General features: G+C 44.9%; 18 protein-coding genes. 1 reads left to right on the forward strand and 17 read right to left on the reverse strand.

Annotation, left to right across the window (positions count from 1 at the left end):
- Nucleotides 1–25: 25 nt before the first annotated feature.
- Nucleotides 26–1,696 carry an asparagine synthase B gene (gene asnB, locus BK026_RS01085; protein WP_071814134.1) on the reverse strand — a complete coding sequence of 557 codons (1,671 nt, stop codon included), beginning with the start codon at nucleotides 1,694–1,696 and terminating at the stop codon, nucleotides 26–28.
- A 360-nt stretch (nucleotides 1,697–2,056) separates the two neighbouring features.
- On the reverse strand, nucleotides 2,057–3,733 hold the full coding sequence (locus BK026_RS01090; protein ID WP_071814135.1) for a M28 family metallopeptidase: 1,677 nt from the start codon (nucleotides 3,731–3,733) through the stop codon (nucleotides 2,057–2,059).
- A gap of 70 nt (nucleotides 3,734–3,803) precedes the next feature.
- Here BK026_RS01090 and BK026_RS01095 point away from each other — a divergent pair, with 70 nt between their 5' ends.
- The gene (locus BK026_RS01095; RefSeq protein ID WP_071814136.1) at nucleotides 3,804–4,700 is read left to right on the forward strand and encodes a DUF3025 domain-containing protein; all 897 of its coding nucleotides are present in this window, start codon (nucleotides 3,804–3,806) and stop codon (nucleotides 4,698–4,700) included.
- A gap of 64 nt (nucleotides 4,701–4,764) precedes the next feature.
- Here the strand turns inward: BK026_RS01095 and BK026_RS01100 are convergent, their stop codons facing one another.
- The 15 genes from BK026_RS01100 to BK026_RS01170 all read right to left on the reverse strand — a co-directional run bounded on the left by BK026_RS01100 (nucleotide 4,765) and on the right by BK026_RS01170 (nucleotide 23,124).
- Complete coding sequence (locus tag BK026_RS01100) at nucleotides 4,765–5,472, reverse strand: YIP1 family protein (RefSeq protein ID WP_071814137.1); 708 nt, start codon at nucleotides 5,470–5,472, stop codon at nucleotides 4,765–4,767.
- Between the two features lie 169 nt (nucleotides 5,473–5,641).
- Nucleotides 5,642–7,366 (reverse strand): SLC13 family permease, encoded by a 1,725-nt coding sequence (locus BK026_RS01105; RefSeq protein WP_071814138.1) that lies wholly within the window; start codon nucleotides 7,364–7,366, stop codon nucleotides 5,642–5,644.
- Nucleotides 7,367–7,382: 16 nt separating this feature from the next.
- Complete coding sequence (gene cysN, locus BK026_RS01110) at nucleotides 7,383–8,798, reverse strand: sulfate adenylyltransferase subunit CysN (RefSeq protein ID WP_071814139.1); 1,416 nt, start codon at nucleotides 8,796–8,798, stop codon at nucleotides 7,383–7,385.
- Nucleotide 8,799: 1 nt separating this feature from the next.
- Nucleotides 8,800–9,591 (reverse strand): 3'(2'),5'-bisphosphate nucleotidase CysQ, encoded by a 792-nt coding sequence (cysQ, locus tag BK026_RS01115; protein WP_071814140.1) that lies wholly within the window; start codon nucleotides 9,589–9,591, stop codon nucleotides 8,800–8,802.
- Entirely contained in the window at nucleotides 9,591–10,187 is a 597-nt protein-coding gene (gene cysC, locus BK026_RS01120) for an adenylyl-sulfate kinase (protein WP_071814141.1), read from the reverse strand. Before cysC ends, cysQ begins: the two co-directional genes overlap by 1 nt.
- Nucleotides 10,187–11,101: a sulfate adenylyltransferase subunit CysD gene (gene cysD / locus BK026_RS01125; protein ID WP_014976001.1), complete on the reverse strand. Its 915-nt coding sequence runs from the start codon at nucleotides 11,099–11,101 to the stop codon at nucleotides 10,187–10,189. Before cysD ends, cysC begins: the two co-directional genes overlap by 1 nt.
- 253 nt (nucleotides 11,102–11,354) lie before the next feature.
- Entirely contained in the window at nucleotides 11,355–12,860 is a 1,506-nt protein-coding gene (gene putP, locus BK026_RS01130) for a sodium/proline symporter PutP (protein ID WP_071817423.1), read from the reverse strand.
- Between the two features lie 224 nt (nucleotides 12,861–13,084).
- Nucleotides 13,085–13,789, reverse strand: a complete 705-nt coding sequence (locus BK026_RS01135) for a DUF3379 family protein (RefSeq protein ID WP_071814142.1) — start codon at nucleotides 13,787–13,789, stop codon at nucleotides 13,085–13,087.
- Complete coding sequence (locus BK026_RS01140) at nucleotides 13,782–14,339, reverse strand: sigma-70 family RNA polymerase sigma factor (protein ID WP_071814143.1); 558 nt, start codon at nucleotides 14,337–14,339, stop codon at nucleotides 13,782–13,784. The genes BK026_RS01135 and BK026_RS01140 overlap by 8 nt, the downstream gene beginning before the upstream one ends.
- A 159-nt stretch (nucleotides 14,340–14,498) precedes the next feature.
- The gene (locus BK026_RS01145; protein ID WP_071814144.1) at nucleotides 14,499–16,352 is read right to left on the reverse strand and encodes a DUF885 family protein; all 1,854 of its coding nucleotides are present in this window, start codon (nucleotides 16,350–16,352) and stop codon (nucleotides 14,499–14,501) included.
- A 203-nt stretch (nucleotides 16,353–16,555) separates the two neighbouring features.
- A complete protein-coding gene (locus tag BK026_RS01150) occupies nucleotides 16,556–18,376 on the reverse strand; it encodes a BatD family protein (RefSeq protein WP_071814145.1) in 1,821 nt (606 codons plus the stop codon).
- Complete coding sequence (locus BK026_RS01155) at nucleotides 18,377–20,410, reverse strand: VWA domain-containing protein (protein ID WP_071814146.1); 2,034 nt, start codon at nucleotides 20,408–20,410, stop codon at nucleotides 18,377–18,379.
- Nucleotides 20,410–21,495 (reverse strand): VWA domain-containing protein, encoded by a 1,086-nt coding sequence (locus BK026_RS01160; protein ID WP_071814147.1) that lies wholly within the window; start codon nucleotides 21,493–21,495, stop codon nucleotides 20,410–20,412. Before BK026_RS01160 ends, BK026_RS01155 begins: the two co-directional genes overlap by 1 nt.
- On the reverse strand, nucleotides 21,488–22,150 hold the full coding sequence (locus BK026_RS01165) for a DUF4381 domain-containing protein (protein WP_071814148.1): 663 nt from the start codon (nucleotides 22,148–22,150) through the stop codon (nucleotides 21,488–21,490). The genes BK026_RS01160 and BK026_RS01165 overlap by 8 nt, the downstream gene beginning before the upstream one ends.
- A complete protein-coding gene (locus BK026_RS01170) occupies nucleotides 22,150–23,124 on the reverse strand; it encodes a DUF58 domain-containing protein (protein WP_071814149.1) in 975 nt (324 codons plus the stop codon). The genes BK026_RS01165 and BK026_RS01170 overlap by 1 nt, the downstream gene beginning before the upstream one ends.
- Nucleotides 23,125–23,127: the final 3 nt, after the last annotated feature.

A 23,127-nucleotide genomic window follows, 5' to 3' on the forward strand; every position in this document is an offset into this window, starting at 1 on the left:
TTTATTGCAAGTTTTACTAAATAAACTACGCTTCTCCAGCGTGAACTCCTTTCATTGAGCGGCCTGAAGGGTCTGCGTTATTTTTAAAGCTCTCGTCCCATTCAAGGGCTTCAGCGGTACTACATGCAATAGATTTACCGCCCGGTACACAGCGGGCTGCGCTTTCTTGCGGGAAATAGCTCTCAAATATCGTGCGGTAGTAGTAGCCTTCTTTGGTGTCTGGCGTATTTACTGGGAAGCGGAACTCCGCTGTTGCTAGCTGCTGGTCGCTAACTTCGTTTTCAACGAAGTCGCGAATTGAGTCGATCCACGAATAACCTACGCCGTCACCAAACTGTTCTTTCTGACGCCATAATACTTCTGCTGGAAGGGTTTCGCCGTTATCAAATGCTTTACGAAGGATCCACTTCTCCATTTTTCCGTCTAGACACATTTTGTCTTGCGGGTTCAAGCGCATGGCTACGTCAATGAAGTTCTTATCTAAGAAAGGAACACGGGCTTCTACACCCCATGCTGACGTGGCCTTGTTAGCACGCGCACAGTCAAACATGTGAAGGCGATCTAACTTTCGAACCGTTTCTTCATGGAATTCCTTGGCGTTTGGCGCTTTATGGAAATACAGGTAACCACCAAAAATTTCATCAGAACCTTCACCCGAAAGCACCATTTTAATGCCCATCGCTTTAATCTTTCGGGTCATTAAGTACATGGGCGTAGCGGCGCGAATTGTCGTTGTGTCGTAGGTTTCCAAGTGGTAGATAACATCACGGATGGCATCTAAACCTTCTTGAATAGTGAAGTGAATTTCATGGTGCACGGTGCCAATCATGTCGGCCACTTTCTTCGCTGCCTTAAGATCTGGAGCACCTTCAAGACCTACTGCAAAACTGTGCAGACGAGGCCACCACGCATCAGTTTTATCTTCATCTTCAACGCGCTTTGCAACATATTGCGCAGCTACAGCTGAAACGAGTGATGAGTCTAAGCCGCCAGATAACAATACGGCGTATGGAACGTCAGACATCATATGAGACTTAACCGCTTTTTCAAAAGCAACACGAAGCTCGTCTAGATCACTTGAGTTGTCTTTAACGTTATCGTATTCCATCCAGTCACGTTTGTAGTACTTGGTGATTTTACCTTCTTTGCTCCACAGATAGTGGCCAGGAGGAAACTCACTAATTGTTTTACATACGCCTGCTAACGCTTTCATTTCAGATGAAACATAGAAGTTACCGTGTTCGTCATAACCCGTGTAAAGCGGAATAATGCCAATGTGGTCACGGGCAATCAGGTAAGCGTCCTGTTCTTCATCATAAAGAATAAACGCGAACATGCCTTCTAGGTCATCAATAAAGTCGATGCCTTTTTGCTGGAATAGAGGAAGGATAACTTCGCAATCTGAACGCGTTTTAAATGGATACGGTTCATCCAACTCAGCAGCTAGCTGCTTGTGATTGTAAATCTCGCCGTTTACAGCAAGGATTTGTTTATCGTTTTGACTGATAAGCGGCTGTGCCCCTGTATCAACGTCGACAATCGCCAATCTTTCGTGACAAAGAATGGTATTGTCATTGTTCCAGATACCCGACCAGTCAGGGCCACGGTGGCGCAAAAGTTTTGATAAATCGAGGGCTTGGGTTCTGAGTTCAGACACATCGGTTTTGATATCAAGGATACCGAAAATACCACACATATAACGGATTCTCTCTGTTCACTTGTTGAAAAAAATAGAAATTTTTCTGTCGGTACTCGCGTACGAGTGGGCGAAGGTTTGTTGTTATTCTTATTCGCGTGCCCCTGAATGTGCCAGTCTGACAGGAAAATGCAAGCACATTATGATGAGAAAATGGAAATTCTTATTCCATTTATATCAAAATAGCCATTTATTAACATTTTTATCCTATTTCAGGCGCATGATCCTTATGGTTACCCGGGAGTATGAGTTTTCCCTAATAGAAAACAGTGGTTCAGCTACTGGTTTCACGGCCTGTAAAATAACAAAAAAGGCCTCATAAAGAGGCCCTCATTTCCCGTAGCGTAATAAAAAAACGGGTTATTCGCTTTTTGCGTTGCGTTGGAATTCGCTCGTTTCATTCCAATTTGGCCAAGCATCAGCGTTAGCAACGCCCACACCCACATCAAACAGCATTTGCGTATCTTGCACAATTCCGCTCAAATCCCAGTCGTCACGATACTGATCGCATACTTGGTGATAGCAGCCCGTAACAATAACGTTCATGCGTTTTCTGTACTTAGCTGTCGCTTCATCTGCTGGCTCGTTACCGCCTTCTGCATAGAGTGCTGGTACACCTTGTTTGGCAAAGCTGAAGTGATCAGAGCGATAATAGTAACCGGCCTCAGGTCTGTCTTCCTGTGTAAGTGTGCGGCCTTGCTTTTCTGCTGCGGCTTTAAGGTAGTCTTCCATTTCCGACTTACCCATGCCCACAACCGCTACGTTCTTTGTTTTACCTAAGACGTTCATTGCGTCCATATTGATGTTAGCAACGGTGTCTTCAATTGGAATAACAGGGTTGCTCGCATAAAATTTACTGCCTAATAACCCTTGCTCTTCCGCAGTAACGACTAAAAACGATACCGAACGTTTAGGCGCTGGTGTAAGCTGAGAATAGGCTTTCGCCATGGCTATCATTGCCGCCGTTCCCGTAGCGTTATCGTGTGCACCGTTATAAATTTGATCGCCTTCTTTGGTTTCGTCCTTACCCAAGTGGTCCCAATGTGCCGTGTAGATAACGTGTTCATCAGGAAGCGCTGAGCCAGGTACCGTGGCAATTACGTTGTTACTTTCTGATTTTTTGAACGAGTTGTTAACCGTAACTGACGCCTTTATGTTCATCGCCTTGTTATAAGGGCCTTGCATGGCTTTGGCTTTTTCTGCGTCAAAATCAAGACCTGCATCTGCAAATACTTTTTTGGCTGCGTCTAGCGTAAGCCAGCCTTCAACGGCAACACGGCTCGCACCCTTATCGGCACTTACAAGGCCGTATTGTGGGCCACTCCAGCTGTTTGCTACAACAGACCAACCGTAAGACGCCGGCGCGGTCTCGTGAACAATAATAGCCCCAGCTGCACCTTGACGGCTCGCTTCTTCATATTTGTAGCTCCAACGGCCGTAATACGTCATCGTTGTGCCCTGAAACTTGCCGCTTTCTGGGTTTTCAAAACCAGGATCATTAATCAAAATAACGGCTGTTTTCCCTGTTAGGTCAAGTCCTTCATAGTCGTTCCAATTGTATTCCGGTGCATTAACACCATAGCCGACAAAAACCAATTCTGAATTTTGTAGCGTAACTTCTTCAACTTCTCTTTTTGAGGAGGCAACCATATCTTCTTTATAAGCAAAGCTATTGTCGCCAATTTTCATGGTCATATCTGGATCAGCAGTAATTTCCATAAGCGCTACTTTTTGTAAAAAGCTATCGCCATTACCGGGCTTGAGTCCTGCTTTAGTGAATTCATTGACCAAGTATTCAATCGTTTTCTTTTCACCTTCAGTTGTCGGTAATCTACCCTCAAACTCATCTGAAGAGAGTATCTTCAAAGGTTCTCGAATATCTGCATCGGAAATACTATTATAAACGTCGTCAAAATTAGATTTTACCGGCATTTCTTTTGACGCCGATTGGCTTTGTGAGGTGCTGTCGTTGTTAGGAGTGCAAGCACTTACGCCTAAAAGGGTAGGTACAATAAGTGGCAAAAACATTTTTTTCATTGTTGGTCTCTGTTTGCTCTACAATACGCCCCCAGTATAGAGAAAACCCCACAACGAACCAATAGTTGATATGCAATCAGACGCTATTCCCTTCTCGAAAGAGTATCTCGAAGGTCACGCAAGCCCTCCGGTTATAAACCTGCTGACTCGTGTAGACTTAATCAATAGCCCATTATTTCCTTCGGTGCCCGATTTGAATAGGGTTTTACGCCGATATTGTGATAACTGGGATGGTCCTGAGTTTAAAGCTCAACGATTATTTTTATCAACGGAAACACGTTACTATGAAACGATCATCCGCCAGGACAACGTTGTGCCAACGAGAGAGAACAACTGGCACGATTTGTTTAATGCGCTAATCTGGGCTCAATTTCCAAAAGCAAAACGGCGCTTGAACGAGCTGCATGTGATAGATATTGAGCAATGCGGGGTGAGCCCTAGGACGCAAAGACGAAATCGCTTAACACATTTTGATGAATGTGGCGTGGTTTTGGCGGTTGAATCGCCATCCAATGATTTGCCTGATGATGAAAAACAGGCCTACATTGCTTTTCAAGAGCGCTTTTTAGCAAAACTTGCTCATCACAAATGGCATGACGTATTTCTAAATGAACGAGAAGTATGGGGAAATAAGGTTACGCCATTTGTTTTTGGTCACGCCAATTTGGAGATGATGCTAAACCCTTTTATAGGGTTAACGGGTAAGTGGTTAGCGGTTGTTGTTCCGTCGGGTTTTTCTGAACTTTCATGGTGGGAGCAACGCAAAGCGGTTGATATGGCTTTAGTAAATAGGATTTCAGCACTTGATGACTTCCTTTGTGCACCAATCCTAAAACCTATACCACTCCTTGGTGTGCCCGGATGGCACCGCGAAGCACAAACGCTTTGTTTTTATAACAATGTTGAGTATTTTCGTCCCGTAAACGCAAAGGCGAAGCCGTCTTTGCAGCTGCCACTTTTTGAATAAAATCAATGATTATCGCCAATAAAAAAGCACCCTATAGGTGCTTTCATTGGGTTTGGTATAAACACTACATCACGAGGAGAATAACGAGCCACAGTGTGTAAATAATCGCGTAGGGTGCTGCGGCAATAATTGCCGATTTTTTACGTGAAAACGATGTCCACTTTGAAATACCTAGGGTGGCGAGTAAGATTCCCCAAAAAAGCTCTAACCTGATTGCCTGAGAAAAGCCATACCATGAAGAGTCCAGTGGTACGCCAAGGATGAAACTGAGAGACGTTGGCGCCATAATTGATGGCGATACTTGATGATCTCCATTGAATAATAGAAGCGCGACACCTACCAGACTGGTCAATACGTATGGCATAGATATCCACCATGCAAACCCATACCAGTCGGTGAATCCGAAAACATGGCTATCGTCAGAACGTGTTGATAAGTTCAAATAAACGGCATAAATCGCATTTATGATGATAAGCACAAAGAAAGCGCCAATCATCTGAGACCATAGTAACGTGTCGCGAGTAAAAAAGGCTCGCATCTGTTCTTCTTCTGCGGGACTCATGTCTCCCTGTGTCGCAATATTGATGTTTGCGAACCACTCAATATCAACAAAGCTTACGTAAAGGTATTGCGAGGCTAGCGTAACCCCCATAACGATAATAAAGGGCATCCAGCTCCAGTTGTTATGCTCTCCTACTGCTTTAAACACGCTGCTAGGTTTGAAAAAGATGTCATTACATGCTTGAAAGGGGTTTGATACAGGTGTGTGCATCCATTGCTCCGCTTTTTTTAGTTAATGTTATTGTAGCGATAGATTACTCAGTCATGTTTTGTATGTACAGAACAAGTTACTGATTAGTTTTTGATGCTATGGCGACCTTTCGGGTGACATATGTAAACGCAAAGAAAAGAGGGAGTTGACATTCCCTCCACGGTGAAATTTAAAGATAAGAGACTTTTAGCAGCGAAAGTACAATGGTGCTGTAGACTATTGAGATAGGAAGTCCGATTTTAATAAAATGCGAAAATTTATAATTCGCTGCATTAAAGACAAGTAAATTAGTTTGATAACCGAAAGGTGAAATAAAACTAGCGCTAGCTGCAAATGCGACTGCCAAGGCGAATGGCATAAGCGGCGCGCCTATTATTTGAACCAACCCGTAGGCAAAAGGGAACATTAGGGCAGCTGCTGCATTGTTGGTTACAAATTCTGTCAACAAAAGTGTTAATAAGTAAATGACCACTAACGCAATAAACCAGTCCGTGCCAGACAATAACGGCATCAATGCGTTCGTTGTGGTATGGATAACACCAGAATTTTCCAGTGCGGTGGCCAAGCTTAACGCACCTACAATTACAACAATCAGATTCAGTGGTAAATTTCGTTTCATCTCCCCATTTGACGTAACGTTTACGCCAATAAGCACAGCGGCTAAGAAAAGCAGCCCTATAGCCAATGAAATGACGTTAGTAGCAGCGAGTAACACTGTAGTAAGAAAGCCGCCGAGGGTTATCCATTCTTGCCTGTTCGTTAAAGGTCGGGCAATTTTCTGCTCTGACAAAATAAAAAAGTTTTTATTTAAATTTTGACGGGTTGCAAAATCAGGCCCGGTGGCAAGAAGTAAAAAGTCTCCTGCCTGAAGCTTTATTTCGCCTAACTTTCCTGACAGTTGCTCTCCGTCGCGGCGAATGGCGACAACGGCGGCATCAAATAGGGCTCTAAAACCAAGTTTTTTTATAGTTTGCCCGATAACTTGCGCGCGATTAGCAACGACCACCTCAGTTAGACTTTCACGCAGCACACCGTCTGTCTCGGCAAACATGCTCAGCCCTTTTATGTGGCTAAGATTATCAAGTTTCTGAACGTTGCCAGAAAAGATCAGTTTGTCATTTTCCAGAATAACTAAGTCAGGCCCAACAGGAGATATCAGATTCCCATTGCGTATCACCTCCACCAAAAAGAGTTCGGGTAAATTGCGTAAGTGGTTTTGCTCTACAGTTTTGCCTATGAGTTCTGAACCTGATTCCACTTCGGCTTCAACCATATACTCGTGATAATTATTACTTTTATTGCCAATGTGGGGCAGCAAAGGAAGTAATAAGAACATGAGTAAACCACAGCTTAAACCCGCTACGGTGCCGTAAAGTGTGAAGTCAAAAAAGTTGAACCCTGGATGCCCATGTTCTTGTAAAAAGCTGTCTACAATTAAGTTGGTAGACGTTCCAATTAAGGTTACTGTACCACCTAAAATAGCAGCATATGAGAGCGGTATCAGCAATCGAGAGGCTGGGTGGTACTGGTTTTGCTTAATGGGCCCAATAAGGCTTGCCACAATAGCAGTATTGTTTAATAGCGCAGATGATATAAAGGTTAGCGAAAACAAGCGCCAATAGGATTGCGTAAAGTTTGCACTGACTAATTTCCTTCCCAAGCGTTTTATAAGCGCTGTTTTATCGATTGCACTACTTACCAAAAGTAACAAAACAAGGGTGATAAGCCCCTTGTTTGTTAAATTTAGTAAGATGTCATCAAGTGACAACTGCTGGGTAACCAGTAATACTAACACCGCACCAGAAAACACAGTGGAAGGGCGCTGATTGGTAAATATCAGCGCGCATATCGTACCGGCAAATACTGCCAGTACGATAAACTGGGTCACATCCATATTGCTCCAGTCCTGCTTAAAGTTTGCTGATATCCACAGAGTTCCAATGCGGGAAGTGCTTGCGTACTAGTGCATTGAATTCAAGTTCGAACTCAGAGAAGTTAGGTGATGTATGCTGTGCATCGCCTGCAATTTCATCAATGATCATACCAGCACCGACCGTACCGTTGCTAAGTCGATCGATTACAATGAATGAACCGGTAGGGCGGTTGCGCTTATACGGGTCGCATGCAACAGGCTGAGTAAACTTAACGTCTACAACACCAATCTCGTTAAGATTAAGGTGCATAGCATCTGTTTCTTCAAGCGTGTTCACATCAATTTGATTATCGATATGAGCAACAACCCCTGGTGTCGATTTAGTCGCAAACTTGAACAAGTATTGCTTGTTCGGCATTAGCGGCTCTTCGCTCATCCACACAAGGTGTGTTTTGAACTGCGTGTTAAGCAATGGCAAGTTATCAGACTTAACAATCATGTCGCCACGAGAGATGTCAATTTCGTCTTCTAACGTTAGCGTTACCGCCTGAGGTACATAAGCACGCTCTTGATCGCCTTCAAAGGTAACGACTTGCTTAATTTTTGATTTCTTGCCAGAAGGAAGTGCCGTTACCTCATCACCTGGTGCAACTTGACCAGATACCACGGTACCCGCAAAGCCACGAAAATCTAGGTTAGGGCGGTTAACGTATTGCACAGGAAAGCGGAAATCTTCCAGGTTGTCGTCTTCACCAATTTCAATGTTTTCCAACATTTCCATTAGTGGCGTACCGTCAAACCAAGGGGTCTTTTCGCTCTTGCCTACTACGTTGTCGCCTTCAAGTGCTGAAATAGGTACGAACTGAATATCAGGAATATCAAGCTGCTCAGCAAATTTCAGGTAGTCTTCCTGAATTTGCTTGTACACTTCTTCTGAATAGTCCATCAAGTCCATTTTGTTGATAGCAACAATAACGTGTTTGATACCTAGAAGAGAAACCAGGAACGAGTGACGTTTCGTTTGAACCTTAACGCCGCCGCGAGCATCAACAAGAATAATAGCGAGGTCGCACGTTGACGCACCGGTTACCATGTTACGGGTGTACTGCTCGTGCCCCGGAGTATCTGCGATAATGAACTTACGCTTGTCAGTAGAAAAGTAGCGGTATGCTACGTCGATAGTAATCCCTTGCTCACGCTCAGACTGAAGACCGTCTACTAGAAGGGCAAGGTCAACTTTCTCGCCGGTAGTGCCCACTTTTTTACTGTCTTTAGTGATAGCTGCAAGTTGGTCTTCATAAATCATTTTTGAATCGTGAAGCAGGCGGCCAATTAGGGTACTTTTACCGTCGTCTACGCTTCCGCATGTAAGGAAACGTAGCATGTCTTTCTTTTCGTGTTGTTCTAGGTAAGACAGAATGTCCTGTCTTAATAATTCGTTTTCATTGTTCATGTTATGCGCTCACAAGGAAAAAGGGGTTTAACACAGACTCTTTTTGGTTGTACGTAAGAGCGTCAGCGTTGTCATCTAATGGATTTTCAGGGTCAAGTACCGTTACGTTCGCGCCAGCCGCTAATGCGACGGCGTGTGCTGCACCGGTATCCCATTCAGATGTTGGGCCTAAACGAGGGTAAAGATGTGCTTCCCCCTCAGCCACTAAGCAAAGCTTTAGTGAGCTGCCCATTGCTACAAGCTCGGTTTCACCTTTAAGCTGTGCTAATAAATTTTGTATTTCAGGGCTTTGGTGAGAGCGGCTGCCGACGATTTTCCACACTTCAGCACCATTGTGCTTGCGCGCAGAAATAGCCGTAAATTCGCCGTTCACTTCGGTCCACGCACCTTCACCAACAATACCTACATAGCTTTTGTTGAGTGCTGGTGCATAAACCACACCCATGGTCGGTTTACCGTTTTCGATAAGTGCAATATTTACCGTAAACTCACCGTTTTTCTTAATAAACTCTTTAGTGCCGTCTAGCGGGTCTACTAGCCAGTACGAAGACCACGTTTTGCGCTCTTCCCATGAAATATCTGCTGACTCTTCAGAAAGAATTGGCAGGTCAGATTCAGCTTCAAGGGCGTTAACAATTACGTTATGTGCGGCAAGGTCAGCTTCTGTTAGCGGGCTGGTATCTTGCTTTTCATAAATGGCGAAGTCTTTCTCGTAAATGGCCATGATCTTATCGCCTGCTTCTTTGGCGATAGCTAACACTTTTTGTGCAAGACTATTTAAAGGCTGTGTCATTACACCAATCCCTTTTCTTGAAGCAAAGCATACAAACGCTCAGCGGTCTGCTCTGCTGGTTCATCCTGATAGGTTAAGTGGACTTCTGGCGCTTCAGGTGCTTCATAGGCTGAATCAATACCAGTGAAGTCCTTAATTTCACCGCTACGCGCTTTCTTGTATAGCCCTTTCGGGTCGCGTTTCTCACACACTTCAAGAGGTGTATCGACAAACACTTCTACAAACTCTCCGTCTTCCATTAAGCCGCGGCAATAATCGCGGTCGACTTTGAAAGGCGAGATAAAAGCGGTAAGTACTATGGTGCCGGCATCGACAAACAGTTTAGCGACTTCGCTAATGCGACGAATGTTCTCAACGCGATCTTTGTCGCTAAAACCTAAGTCGCCACACAGACCGTGACGCACGTTGTCGCCGTCAAGCAGATAGGTGTGCTTGTTCTGCTCGTGAAGCTTTTTCTCAAGCAGGTTGGCTAATGTCGATTTACCAGAGCCGCTTAAACCCGTTAGCCAAAATACGCGAGGCGTTTGACCAAGCTTTTCAGAGCGGGTGGTCTTGTTTACTTCGTGTTTATGCCAAACAACGTTGTCGGTGGCCATTAGAAGTACCCTTCCATTTTCTTCTTCTCCATAGAGCCTGCGCTGTCATGGTCGATAACTCGGCCCTGGCGTTCAGACGTCTTGGTAAGCAGCATTTCTTGAATAACTTCAGGTAGGGTTGCAGCTTCTGACTCTACCGCACCAGTGAGTGGGTAACAGCCAAGTGTACGGAAACGTACAGAGCGCATCTCTGGTACTTCACCTTCTTCTAACGGCATACGGTCGTCGTCAACCATAATAAGAATACCGTCACGCTCAACGACAGGGCGAGGCTTAGAAAGGTAAAGTTGCGGAATATCGATGTTTTCTAGGTAGATGTATTGCCAGATATCTAGCTCAGTCCAGTTAGACATTGGAAATACGCGAATGCTTTCGCCTTTGTTAACTTGAGAGTTATAGATATTCCAAAGCTCTGGGCGCTGGTTTTTAGGGTCCCAGCGATGGTTGCTGTCGCGGAATGAGTAAACACGTTCTTTAGCACGTGATTTTTCTTCGTCGCGTCGAGCGCCACCAAACGCAGCATCAAACTTGTATTTGTTCAATGCTTGCTTAAGCGCTTGAGTTTTCATGATATCAGTATGTTTTGCTGAGCCGTGGCTAAATGGGCCAACGCCAGCTTCTACACCCTCTTCATTGATATGAACAAGCAAATCGAAACCGTGTTTCTTAGCTTGTTCATCACGAAACTTAATCATTTCGCCAAATTTCCACGTGGTATCTACGTGCAATAGTGGGAAAGGAATTTTGCCGGGCGCGAATGCTTTGCGGGCAAGGTGAAGCAGAACAGAAGAGTCTTTTCCTACGGAGTAAAGCATTACTGGGTTTTCAAACTCAGCTGCCACTTCGCGGAAAATTTGAATGCTCTCGGCTTCAAGTTGTTTCAAATGCGTCACAGACGGGATACTAGCAGTCATTTTGAAATCCGAATTTTATGTTATATGCAAAAAAGTTATATGTGGGTTATTTTTCTGCATAGAACGATAACATATTTAAATTCAAATGTAGTATGCAATTTTGCTATTTAAAATGCCTATCTTATTCCATTAAATGAAACTGTGATGCATTTGAAGAATAAGCCAATTTTTTCAAGGGCTATAAAAAGAAAAAAGCTCTGTTTTAAAACCTAAACAGAGCTTTTTTTCATTATTGTTTTGAATGTTTCTTTGCCTACTTGTCCTTTAATTTCATTCGGAAAGCATCGAACGTATCGACTACACCTTCTCTTGGTGTGCCTGATTTACTTAATATCATGATGGTCAAACTTGATAAGATAAATCCAGGTACGATTTCGTACATCCAGTCACCGAGCTTTTGCCCGCCGATTTCGATAGGAAGGTAAATCCACAATAGCACCGTAACTGCACCTACAATCATTCCACCAAGCGCTGCGCGGCGCGTCATTTCGCGCTTAAACAAGCTAAATAAAACGAGCGGTCCAAATGCTGCTCCGAAACCTGCCCAGGCGTTACTTACTAGCGTTAAAATTGTGCTGTCCCTATCATAAGCGAGATAGATTGCAACAAGTGCGACCGCTACTACGCTTACACGGCCTGCAACAACGAGCTCGCCATCAGAAGCGTCGCGACGAAGGAATGCCTGATAAAAGTCACTGGTAAGGGAACTGGACGTCACCAAAAGCTGAGAAGAAATCGTACTCATGATCGCCGCTAAAATTGCCGCCAATAGGAATCCACCAACCAGCGGGTGGAATAAAATTTGAGACAGATAGATAAATACGGTTTCAGGATCGATTTCGTTACCGTTACCTGTCACGTAGGCCAGTCCAAAAAGCCCTGTCATCAATGCACCAATTATCGACACAACCATCCAGCTCATACCGATGTTACGGGCAGTTGGTATATCTTTAACAGAACGTATTGCCATAAAACGCACAATGATATGAGGCTGACCAAAATAACCTAGGCCCCATGACATCAGTGAAACAATGCCAATTACGCTTAGTGCTTCATTGGTAGACGCATCCATAAATGCATCGAAAAGCGCCGGATTAATCGTGTCTAGTGCGTTAATAGAAGCGCCAATCCCACCCAATTCAATAATGACAACGGCAGGAACCATAATAAGTGACACAAACATGATGCAGCCTTGCACGAAGTCGGTCATGCTTACGGCCATGAACCCACCAACTAAGGTGTAGGCTACAACGACACCCGCTGTAACGTATAAGCCCGTTTCGTAAGTTAATCCAAATGAGGTTTCAAATAGCTTTCCACCGGCTACAACGCCTGATGATGTGTAAAGTGTAAAGAAAACAACGATAACCACAGAAGCGATAACTCTTAGCAAGCGAGAGTTATCGGCAAACCGGTTTTCAAAATAGTCGGGGAGAGTAATGGAGTTGTTAGCGACCTCAGTATAAACACGAAGACGCGGAGCAACCAGCATGTAATTGGCAAGTGCCCCGAGTACCAGGCCAACTGCAATCCAGCCTGCAGATAAACCCGAAACATACATCGCACCTGGTAAGCCCATGAGCATCCAGCCACTCATGTCTGATGCGCCTGCCGACAGTGCAGTAACTGCGGGGCCTAATTGGCGGCCGCCAAGCATGTAGCCTTCTACGTTAGTATCTGTCTGCCGATAAGCGAAAAGACCGATCCCCAACATTACAACAAAATACAAATCCAAAGAGATTATCGTGCCAGTTGCCATATACATTCCCTATCTTTTTTCTTTCATGCTAACACCTCTGACACAGACTCTCTATGTCAGTTGGCGACCTTGCACAATTTCTATACGATGGACTGTAAATAAAGTTTTGTAATGATGAATGTTTGTCTCTGTTAATGTTTTGCCGCATTTTGAAAAAAAAACGGCCGCAAGCGGCCGTAACGATGGGTGCTAAATTAGCACTACAGGAGTCTATTTAACTTACATCAAGCTGAAAATTGTATTCGCTCAGTAATAGCTTGTTTCATATCAGATAAATCGGCGTCTTTATTTCCAACAATCATGATATTCGCATGCTGCATTTTAATACTCTGTCCATGAAATTGTTGGTCTTCAAATTCGTTAGGCACCGAAATATCACCCCGTTGAGGAACAACAAACACAGACATTTTTCCCTGAGGCGTATCGACAATAAGATGGAGGCTTCTAACCGTGCTCAAGTGACAGTAATTGGCGACCTCTATACCGTCTAGCATTTCATTGAAACTGCCGCCGAAGCTCGCTAACTTGGCGTTTACCATATTCAAATCAACCGGAAGTAGTGAATGAGCGTGCTCCATTTCCGCATACTGCATGTGCGCTAGTGCCTGTCCGCCAATACTAAGCGGTTGGTGGTACCACATGGTAAGGCCAATGCCTACAGTAAACGCAACCGAAGCCGCCATGGCAAGGTACCAGCGACTTCTGCGCTTGTAGCGATTAAATTCGTCTGTCGACTGTTGCCAAATAAGCTTGCTGGCTAGGTCTTCTGGTACATCAACTTTTAGCGCTTGTTTTAACTGCTTGTCTAACTGCTTTTGCTCATTCCAGAAACTGCGTTTACCTTCGTCCGATTTAGCCGCTTCTAGAACGTCACTGTCAGTCGTGTCTGGATCGGCGTAGATTCGACGCCTAAATTCTAACTCATCCATTTATACGACCTCTCTGTTCATTTTGTTTCTCTAATGCTTCTTTCAACTGGTTTCTCGCTCTAAATAAGCGAGTCATAACCGTGTTTTTGTTGAGTCCTAATTGATTGGCAATTTCTTCACCGCTGAAGCCAAAAATTAGTTGAAGGATGAGTGGCTCGCGATATTCCACACTCAATCCACCTAACAGTCGCTGTAGTTCCCTGTCTTTCAGGTCGCCGTCTGCATGTTGGGTGTCATCTTGTATATGACAATCGTCAATATCAACCGTATCAAATTGCTTACGCTCAAAGCGACGGGCATTTTCACGGCGAAGAATGGTAATTAGCCATGACTTGGCCGCTTTTTCATCATTGAGGGCGTCCAACGAGCGCCAAGCACGCAAAAACGTTTCCTGCACGACATCCTCGGCAATGCTCTGGTCTTTTATAAGCCAGAATGCATAGCGGTAAATGTCGGCGTGGAATGCCTTTACCAGTGCTTCATATCTTTGGTGTTTTGCTTTCATATCCGATAAGACCTGACCATTACCGGATTTATTTCGCCCAAACATAAAAAAATCCAAGAGTTAATTTTTTTTCACTATGGCATAAAAAACGCGTCATTTCGTTAGACGAAAGACGCGTTTCGGCAATAATGCTAGGTGCCGTTGCCCCCGCATGTGCTTAAAACGTTAATAGGCCTGAGTGATCAGAGCATGTAATCAAGCTTTCTAGACATTTTTCTGAGAAGCAATCCAAGCATTAATGTTTTCTTCTAGAATCGACAGTGGAACCGGACCGTATTTGAGCACCTCATCATGGAAGCCTTTCCAATCAAACTTGTCGCCAAGTTCAGCTTGGGCGTATTCTCTAAGCTCCATGATCTTAAGTTTACCAATCATATAGGCTGTAGCCTGACCGGGCATGGCAATATAGCGTTCAATGGCTTTTTGCGCGTCATATTGTGGATTTGGCGTGTTCTCTATGAGGTAGTTCACCGCCTCTTCGCGAGTCCATTTCTTCGCATGAATACCCGTATCCACAACAAGTCTGCATGCTCGCCAAAGCTCCATGGCTAGGCGGCCGAAATCAGAGTAAGGGTCCTTATAAAAGCCCATGTCTTTCGCAAGTTCTTCAGTATAAAGGCCCCAGCCTTCCGTGTATGCGGTAAAGCTCAAGAACTTCTGAAACTGAGGCACACCTTCCAGTTCTTGTGCAATCGCACGCTGCATGTGGTGTCCTGGTATTCCCTCGTGATATGCCAGCGCCTCTAGCTGATAAGTTGGCATCGCTTTCATATCATAAAGATTTGCGTAATAGATTCCTGGGCGGCTGCCATCTTGTGCAGGACTTTGATAAAACGCTTTGCCTGCAGACTGTTCGCGAAATGCTTCAACGCGTTTAACAATCATGGGCGCCTCAGGAAGAATACCAAAGTACTCTGGGATCGCATCTCGCATTTCATCTATGGCTGTTTTCGCCATATCTAAATATTGCTGACGACCTTCATCGTTTGAAGGTAGATAGAATTGCTCGTCTTCCCGCATGAAAACAAAAAACTCTTGAAGCGTGCCGTCAAAATTTACTTGTTTCATGATGTCGCGCATCGCATTGTGTATACGCTCTACATTATCTAAGCCTATTTGATGGACTTCTTCAGCGGAGAGATCTGTAGTCGTAAACCAGTTAAGGCGATTTTGATACCACTCGCCACCATTGGGCAAACGCCATACGCCGTCTCCTTCGGGTGAAATTTCGCGCTGATGAGCGAGTTCTTGGATTAACGTTTCATACGCAGGCAGAACAGAGGTGACTAATGCTGCTTTAGCTTCACCTAATAATGTCGTTTTTTCCGCTTCTGTAATATCAAGGTTGTTCACCTTTGACTGAAAATCTTCCCAGATAGTAGACGGTGTTTCGCTTGAATCAAATGGTGCGCCGGTAATCACATTTTTTGATGCATCAATCATTTGATCATAAGCCCAAGCGGGTGGAAATACGCCGGCTTTTTCGCGAACTTTCATTTGTTCGATAACTTGATCAAAGTACGTACGTACATTGTCTAGTCGTCCAATATACGCCTGAGCATCTTCTTTACTCTTTACACTGTGAATGTTGATAAGGAAACTAGGCACTTGCGTATGTGCGGCACGAAACTGATGCACAATATAACGGTGATGTCTAAATTTATCGTTAGCCAGATCGCGTTCAATGCCCAGTTTATAAAGGCGCAAGCTTAACTTTTCTTGTTCACTTAACTTTGTGGTGTCGAAACTATTAAGCTTTTCAAGACGATTTTTAGCAATGGCAACGCGAGCGTCGGCTTCTTCATCACTGATGTCATCCCATTTATCGTAGTCCCACTTTTTACCGAGGTAACTTTGGAACAGGGGAGAGCGCTTAAGATCCTCTTCAAAAGTACGTTCAAAAAACGCATTCAAGCGCTCAGATTCAGACTGTCCAGCGGGCTGTTCCGTTTTAATAGGCTCTGGCGCTGTGTTAGATGTTTCACTTGCTGGCGAGCAAGCGGTTAACGTAGTAATGGCCAACGCTATCGGCGTTAGCTTCAATAGTGTTTTCTTCATATTATTCCCTGTCGCGTTTAGTTGGTATTTTTATAAGCTAAAGTCTTCAAGGTCGCTAAACCTTTAAGAGGACGATAAGGCCCGTAGCCTCGACTGTTTATTGGATACAAACATTGTTGTAAAGAAACCCTCGCCACCTTTATTTAGTAAGTGCAAGGGCCTTCATTACGTAAATTTCGTTGTATTAGCAAATGAAATGCGTTTTATGAAGCAGGATATAAGTTAGATAACGTGTGTTTGCTTCCAGTGCTTTTCTGCTTCCATTCGTTGCGAGCAAGCTTTATTTCCGATGAAAGTTTTTCTAAAGCCTCCGTCATTTGCTTAGATTGGTGGTTCGCATCAGTTTTTCTGGCTGAGAACCGCAGTGCATAGAGCGCATTAACACTGCCGTTGATCCCTTCAAACTGCGAAAGTTGCGCTTTACCCAAAGTTAATGCGGCTATCCACTGTTTAAGCACGGGCGTAAGTGAGCTTGTGTCTTTTGCCTTTATTACTGACATTAGGTTTTGGAACTGTGCTTTTTCATCCCACTGAGCATAGGCGTGGAGGCGCTGTGCAGAACCGGTTTTGTTAGTGATCCCAGGCCCCATCATCTGAAACTGCTTGAGCTTTCTGTAAGTAAATAGCCATCCCGCAAGTGCAATAACGAACAGCGCAAATAGTGCACCAGTTATCATCCAATTAAGCTGGGTATTTTCGTCAGTATTGACTTTACCTGAAGCGCTGTCTAATGGTTTACCCTCATTGCTAGCACTAGCGTTAGGCTGTGTTGCAGTGGACGGAATATCGTTTTGAATATCTTCACTGCTTGCACTACTGGCTGATGGAGTGTTTAGCATATTCGGAGTATTGGCATTATTTGCGCCAGACGCTGGCGCTACCGTAATTGAACGAGCGGGAATAGTGGCATACTCAGTTTGCTGAGTAAGCGTATTAAACCAAGGGATAGTAATTTCAGGTAAGACAAAGTTACCTGGCTGCGTTGGAATAATAGCCAATGATGTTTGGCGCTGTGAAATTAAGCTCTGGTCTTTTTCAACTGTCGTTGTGTTTGATTGATCTGGATACAGTTTAAAGTTTGGCGGATAAAACTCAGGAATATCCGGAAGCTGCTCTTCCACAACGCCCAGTGCCGTCAGCGTGACAATACGTGTTACGGGCTCGCCGGCTACAAAACTATCACCTTGAGGCCATTCTTCATCCACTCTTACCATTTCAGAAGGCAGCCATGGATAATCAATTCCCTGAGGAATAGGCTTGATATTCACCGTAATATCAGGCCCAACCCGATTAATTTGCTGGGTACGGTTAAAGAAGCCAAAACGTTGGTTAGTATTGGCAGCCATCACTTCGCCAGTGAAGATGGGGCCTCTTAGCGTAAATTCACCAGACGCTTGCGGTACAACAGCAAATTGACGCTCTATAATCTGATACCTTCTACCATTTACGATATCTGTATACTGTCTGTCATCACCAAGTTGAGTAATTTCCGCATTTTGCATTTCTGGCGCTTGTAGACTACCGCGCTCAATATTGCTAGAAAGAAACAGCTTAACCGTGTACAGCAGCTGTTGATTTAAATAAGCCTCTTTCAAGTCGATATCCGTCGTAACAAAATAGTCTCTTGCCACGTTGCTTTGTTCTTGAACCGGAATAACTTTCACCTCAATAGGCTTGGTCGATTTCCCTTCAATGGTTAACGCGGGAATAGTGAACGTGCCCTCCTTGCGAGGAAATAACGTAGTGGTCCAAACGGTAGTGCGCTTGGTGTCGAAATTAATGATTGACGTTTGGCTACTTACCGATGTTCTGCCGACAACAAAATCTTTAAGCAGGGGAGAGCTGTCAAAGGCATCTCTGTCTGCACTGCCGTCTGCAGTAACGGTTAAGCGAATGGCTTCGTCGACCATAACAGGGTTTCTATCGATGGTCGCTTCTACCGAGTTTACATCGGCATAGGTTGCCGCGCTTACTAGTAGAGTTAGTAAAAAAACTATACGTGTAGACTGTAATAAGGCTCTCATCTACCAATCACTCCGGTTTGAAGGCATACGTTGACGCTTACGTTTTTGTGCTTCTAATTGCATTTTTCGTTTCAGTAAGAATGCAGGGTCGTCTGGCACGCGACGCATTAAACTCTCCATTCGCTGAAGCTCTTCTTTTTCTGCGTCGGTAAGCTCGGTTTCTTGACCTTGCATAGCCTGTGCTTCTTGCTCTGCTGGTTGTTCATCTTCTTGTGCTTGCGCGCTGTCACCTTGTTCAGACTCTTCCTGTTCTGCATTTTGCTGCTGAGAGTCTGATGACTCGTTCTGACTGTTCATCTCGGAATCATCAGGCTGTTGTGAGTTATCTCCGCTATTTTGCTGTTCATCGTTAGCTTGGCTTTGGTCAGACTGTTGACCCTCATTATCGTCTTGCTGACCACTCTGGTCGTTTGAACCTTCCTGATTGTTTTGGTCTTCTGATTGCTTATTGTCATCAGAGTTATCAGAGTCATCAGAGTTATCAGAGCTATCTTGGCCATTATTCTGCGAGTCACTCTGTTCGCCATCATCACCCTTTTCGCTTTGGTTTTGCTCCTGATTTTGCTGTTGCTGCTGTTGAAGCAAATCCTCGACAATCTTTTTATTGGTTCTTGCATCGTTAAAGTCGGGGGCTTCATTTAACGCCTGCTCATATTTCTTAATAGCATCTTCAAGCTTGCCGAGTTTTGCCAGTGCATTACCTTGGTTGTAAAGGCTCTCGGGACCAGGAATGCTTTTGAAGGCATTTAATGCACCTTCGTAGTCACCTGATTTATAAAGTGATGATGCTTTCCAAGTGTCGTCATTAAACTGATTAACGGCGTCTTTGTATTTACCTCTTTGGTAGCTGTTTAATGCTTCCTGATTGTCGTTCATAAATGGCGTTTGCCACCATGAAAGTGAGTCGGGTTTGTTTGCCGTCTCCTTTGCGACCTGAGCTCCAGTGACGACCGAAGGCTCAGCATCCTGCAAGGCATGAGCGTTCTTCATCACAGTGGGGCTAATAAGACCAACGAATACAATAAATACTAATCCGCGTTTGAAGGCGAAGGCGGCAAACGGAAGAAGTATAAGCAGCAAGTAAGGGCCAACTTCTTTCCACTGGTCTCCTTGTAAATTACTCTCTTCTTCGTTCTCTTCGCTGTCGCTTTTATCCAGCAGAGATACCGAAGCGAGGGCATTAATGTCGGTGTCGTTGGCTGTAAAAGATTCAAAGCGTCCGCCGCTCGCTTTAACCACACCTTTCACTGCGTCTTCATTTAACTTGGGAATAACGATGCTGCCGGTGAAGTCTTTCAAGAGCTCGCCGCTTTGCTGGCGAATAGGGGCGCCTTCAGATGTCCCAACGGTAAGTGCATTTACTGTAAAAGGAATAGAAGCCACATACTCTTGAAGCTCTTGTTGTTGCTCTAACTCTATGCCATCAGTTATCCAGTAAATCATGCCTGAGTTATATCCGGCATTAGTAAGTAGTTCAGACGCACTTTCTATACCTAGCAGAGGGTCGCTGCCTGGCACGGGCATAATTTCCGGTGACAGGCTTGGGATTAGGGTTGTGATATTTCCTGCGTCTTCGGTTAAGGGGCTAATGACAAACGCATCGCCAGCGTAAGCAACCAAGCCCATTTCACCTTCACCAATAGCGTTAACGAGATCTATGGCTTTATATTTGGCGCGCGTGAGCCGGTCTGGCGTCATATCGGTAGCGCGCATTGAAAGCGACATATCTACAACGATAACGTGCCCTACTTTTAACTGGTAAACCGGCTGCGGCAGGCGTTCCCACGTTGGGCCAGCGAGTGCTATCACACTTACAATCCACACAAAAGCAAGCATCCACATTGGTGGTTTTGTGCCCATTTCACTTTTTCCAATCACCATGTATTGATATAGGTGTGCAGGGATCACAGATTGCCAGCCCGATTGTTTAGCCGTGGTTTTTCTAATTAAAAGCACAAGCAACATCAAGGGAGCGAGCGCGATAAACCATTCGGGGCGTAAAAAATGAAATTGATTTAAGAAGTCGAATTCCATTATTTCGTCTCCCTATTTATTTGAGCTGCTTGGGCCGCTTGTATTGCATTAGCGGAATTCGGGTGCTGCGCGGACAAATTAATTCGTCTTTGTGTGAAGTAGCGAAATGTTGATAAAAGAACCGCGAACAATGCCCATAGTGCTGACAACAGTATCGCCGCACTAAGGGGATAGTAAAACAGTGCGCTTAATGGACGCATTTTACGCGTTTCACCTTCAATAGGCTCAAGGGCGTCAAGTTGTTGATAAATAGCCTGAAGTTCCTGGGCATTTCGAGCCCTAAAATATTGGCCGCCAGTGCTAGTCGCAATGTCGGTTAACATGCCTTCATCAAGTTCTTGCGATGGGTTTATTTGTCGGCTGCCGAAAAAGCTTTGGATCAGCATTTTATCTGCGCCTACGCCAATAGTGTAAACCTTCACACCCTTGCTAATTGCCAACTCTTTAGCCTGCTCGGGTGTAATATTTCCTGCAGTATTTTGCCCATCGGTAAGAAGAATTAAAACGTTGTTAGACTCTTCCCGTTCGTCAAAGCGCTTAACCGCTAAACCTATCGCATCGCCTATGGCCGTTTGTTCGCCAACCAATCCAATGACAGCTTCACTGAGAAGTGTAGAAACCGTATCTCTGTCATAGGTGAGCGGCGCTTGAACGTAGGCGGTATCGGCAAATAAGATAAGGCCAATTCTGTCGCCTACGCGACGTTGAATAAAGTCATAAACCACCGACTTCGTCATGGTTAAACGGTTAACTTGTCGGCCGTTTAGCTGCATGTCATCTATCTTCATACTGCCCGATAAGTCTACCGCTAACATCATTTCCCGACCTTCGTTCGGTATACTAACAGGCTCTCCTAACCATTGAGGGCGCGCGGCAGCCGTTACGAGCAGCAGCCATATCAAGCTACTTATCACTAGCGGAATTTTGGTTTGTTTCAACTGGGTTTGCTCTGACACATCGCCAGGTCGCAAACTTGGAACCCGCAATGCAGCCATGGGCATGTCTTGTGCTTTTTTAGAAAGCAGGCGTACGATAATAGGCAAGGGCAGTACAAAAAAGACCCACCACCAAGCAAAGTTAAGCATGATGCGGCTCCTTGGCTTGTTTATCATGAGAGCTGCCATTGTTTAGACCGCCACCATTCACACCGCCTTTAGCCCCCTTGTTTTTTGGCAGTTTGGCTTTTGAAAGCCACTTTTTTACCGCCCCTTTGCAGGTTTCAAAATCATTTGGGTTGGGGGTGGCTTGATAAACAGTGCTTACTAACAAACCTAAATCACTTTCAAGTTTGCTATCACTACTTTTCAATGCAGAGGTTAAGAACGCTTGCCACTGTTTACCGTATAACCCTGCTACCTGCTGAGTTGGGTAATAGCTCATAGCCGTGCGTTTTAGAATTGAGTTTAACGCCACCGGCCAATTACCTTGTTGTGCTGAAACCGATTCAAGTAAGGCTAGAGCTTGCTTACGCGCCTTGTTATGACGTAGGTGAGCAGTGATCGCTTTATACAGGCAAAATAGAGCAAGTAAGACTACTGCGATAGCGACCCACCATCCCCAATCTAATGGCCAAATGTTGACCTCTGTAGGTACGTGTATGTCGCGCAGTTGAGCAAGTGGGTCTTGCTGCTGAGGGGGCACTGGCATTTGGTTTGCCGGTGGCATCGATTGAGCAGCTGATTTTGTGTAACTAGATAGAAAGTTTGATAAAAAATGGGTTGAAAGAATACTGCTATACATTAATAAAGCTCCAACCGTTGTTCTTGCTGCATACTCTGAAGCTGTTCATCTAAAGGAAGGCCCGCTGAAACGCTGAATCGAGCGATATTGCTTTTGCGCAAGGTGTTGTTTATCGCGCTGTTGTGTTCGCTGCGCCACTTTTGATACTGCTGTTGCTCGGTATTGTCGCCTAACACCCAGCGTTGTTGGTTTTGTCCATCAGACACGCTGACGGTTTGTAATGAAGTGGTTTGTGGCAAGGCGTGTTCTATCGGGTCGTTAATTACGATGGCCCTCACTTCACAGTGTCGTGTTAGGTGACTTAAATGCTGAATAGCTTGGGTACTTAAATGCTGAAAGTCTGACACGAGATAAACCAGGCTCCCCGGCCTTGCTAATCGTCTTGCCCTAGCGCACGCATCGGCAAAAGCTTGTTCGTCTTTGACTTTGTCCGGCTTAGACTGCGCGCTCTGTTCGTGCAATGCCATAAGTTCATGACACACGTGCAGCACGGCTTTTTTTCGGGTAAGCGGTTTAATTTCTTTGTGCTGTTGCTGGTTAAATACCAGTGCGCCAACCTTGTCACCACGAGCGGCAGCAGACCAGCTAATCAATGAAGATACGTGCGCGGCTTGTACTGCTTTAGTAAGCAGTTGCGTGCCAAATGCCATTGAGGGTAGGTAGTCACAGAATAGAAAAACCGGGCGCTCTCGCTCTTCCCGATACACTTTAGTGTGAGTTTTACCCGTGCGCGCAGTAACGCGCCAATCGATAGCGCGAATATCATCACCAGGCTGATAATGACGGGCCTCATCAAACTCCATGCCCCGGCCTTTGTGCTTAGTGAGATAACTCCCTGCAAGTTTAGCTTGTGGCATACGTTTCGGCGCTAGGCTAAAAAGCTTAGCTAACTGCTGATAGCGAAGTAGCTCCGCGGTAGACAGTGACACCCCGTTACTTTGCAGCTTGTCTAGTTGCGCTTGTACATTCACCATAAC

Source organism: Alteromonas sp. V450 (genome assembly GCF_001885075.1).
In the GTDB taxonomy this organism is placed as follows: domain Bacteria; phylum Pseudomonadota; class Gammaproteobacteria; order Enterobacterales; family Alteromonadaceae; genus Alteromonas.